Here is a 2,066-nt window from a genome sequence, read left to right as displayed (position 1 = left end):
GAAGGCGACGATCCACGCGAGGGTTTTAGCGATCCGAGTCACGACGACGGGCATTGTGCGAGTTTGTTTGCCGTGTCCGAGTAGCGTCAAGCGAGCGGAAAGGCGACCAGTCAGTCCGATAACGGCAGTGATCAGCGGGGACGGGCGAACGACTTGCAAGCTGACGATAAAACGGACCACCCGTCCTCCGTTGCATCACATAGTTACCCGCCGCCATCTGTGAGTGCTCTCGATTCATGATGCCAAAATGTACCTGGAAGTGTGGCGTCAGGATCGAATGAACCGATGGCAGACAGTAAGTCAGCGGGATCGCCTTCGTGTCGATGCGTCAAGTATATGCAAAGTGACTTCGCGAGGTTAGACACAGACGAATTGATCAAAACCCGAGCGTTCGAGTCATCGTGGTTGACGTAAACAACAGCGGCATTGGCATCCAAGTCGAGGCAAACGTAGTCACCGTAGGCATTCGATCCGATCGCGACCATTTGGGGAAAACTATCAATGGGTTTTAGTCGGCGATTCGGGTCGATCTCAAAATTCAGCCAAGGCGAAGCGGAGTTCGGTAAGCCAACGTCGGAAAGAATAGCCGCGTCTGCTGATGCAAGTGAAAGGTCAGTTAGCGTGTCCGCGTCAAATGCAACAAAGCGTTCTAGGTCGAGTTCGACGCGCAGTTCATCTGGAACCTCGGGAAGCGAGGCAATGTATCGACTCTTAAACTCCGTTGGCGTCATGGATTTTCAGTCGGGTAACGGCAGCGATATGCGGGCGGCGAACGGTGACGAACCACATCGAAAAACGATGCCGCCGCTCCGTCATCATCGCATGGTTATTGGATGGTAGTTGGGGGAACCGCCGATTGATTCTCCAGTTCGGCGAATGCCAAAACGCCATTGTAGTTGAACGAAGCAAGACAGAGCAACATGCGACCGAGCAAGCAATCCGACCGAGGAAACATGTGCGCCCGAGCAGGTGTGTGGGCCGAGCAAGCGTTCGAGCATCCGCATCGACCGCGCACCAATCGACCGAGCAACGACCGCGCCACATCCAATAACGGGAGCGATGTGCGGGCGGCGAAGGGTGATTGAGCCACTTTGCAAAAACGATGCCGCCGCTCCGTCACCATCGCATGGTTATCGCAGATCGTACCAAGCATGAATCGAGTATGGTTGCAGTGGCGTTCCGCCCCGTGGGTGGCCCGTCAAGCAGACAACCGTTGGGATCGACCAGTGACGCTAGTGTAACGGACTGCGATGACAAGATGTTGCACGATCACCAACCGGAATTTCGCTTGTGACGCCAGCGGTGGAATGAATTGAAAATCAACGCAGGCCACGCCGCTAGTTGCGATAACGGCGGGCATCACCGGGCGGGGAGAGTAAAGTTGTCCATTTCAAATTCGGCTGCAAGCCCCGCTCCGTGTGAATGCCATGGTTATCCCACAGACGCGGTAGAGCGTGGCTGACGAAGGCGTTCGATCAGACCGCGAAGAATCACACGATCTTCGGGCAAGTAGTATCGGTAGTGCGCCATGACCTCGCTACCGGTGGAATCGTGCACCGAGAAACCCCCCATCCACTCGCTAACGAATTCCGGATCGACGTCACCAAGGTCAATGGACGCTGGCTGAGATGTGAAGATCAACGTGGGCCCGGTAAGCGTCCGCCCATCTACGTAGACGTCGAACTTGTGAATATCGACCGCGCAGGCCCAGAACGCCGTGCGAATCACGACAATGAATACCGCCCAGCCATATGGGATTTGCAACCATTGGGTAAGGCAGTAGATCACGATGCCAATCGACAAACTGCTCATCGTTGTAGCGATGAAGAATCGCCATCGACTAGCGGCGAATGTCAAATGTGGTTGCTCGGATGCAGTCACGAAACTTGGATGGGATAACGGGAGCGATGTGCGGGCGGCGAAGGGTGATTGAGCCACCTTGCAAAAACGATGCCGCCGCTCCGTCACCATCGCATGGTTATCGCAGATCGCAGCAAGCATGAATCGAGTATGGTTGCAGTGGCGTTCCGCCCCGTGGGTGGCCCGTCAAGCAGACAACCGTTGGG

Annotated in this window: 3 protein-coding genes; all 3 read right to left on the bottom strand. The window is 55.6% G+C overall.

The window, feature by feature from the left end; genetic code table 11:
* A partial coding sequence (locus ABEA92_RS31210; protein ID WP_345689785.1) for a hypothetical protein occupies positions 1–180 on the bottom strand: 180 nt, incomplete at its 3' end.
* A 23-nt stretch (positions 181–203) separates the two neighbouring features.
* Positions 204–731: an SUKH-4 family immunity protein gene (locus ABEA92_RS31205; protein ID WP_345689783.1), complete on the bottom strand. Its 528-nt coding sequence runs from the start codon at positions 729–731 to the stop codon at positions 204–206.
* A gap of 700 nt (positions 732–1,431) precedes the next feature.
* Positions 1,432–1,812 carry a hypothetical protein gene (locus ABEA92_RS31200; protein WP_345689781.1) on the bottom strand — a complete coding sequence of 127 codons (381 nt, stop codon included), beginning with the start codon at positions 1,810–1,812 and terminating at the stop codon, positions 1,432–1,434.
* Positions 1,813–2,066 lie beyond the last annotated feature (254 nt).

This window comes from Novipirellula caenicola (genome assembly GCF_039545035.1).
GTDB classification, from domain to species: Bacteria; Planctomycetota; Planctomycetia; order Pirellulales; family Pirellulaceae; genus Novipirellula; species Novipirellula caenicola.
This window is presented reverse-complemented; position numbering and strand designations above follow the sequence as displayed.

Coding starts and splice junctions, on each gene's coding strand:
- ABEA92_RS31200 (WP_345689781.1), bottom strand. CDS start 1,812: ATGAGCAGTTTGTCGATTGGCATCGTGATCTACTGCCTTACCCAATGG.
- ABEA92_RS31205 (WP_345689783.1), bottom strand. CDS start 731: ATGACGCCAACGGAGTTTAAGAGTCGATACATTGCCTCGCTTCCCGAG.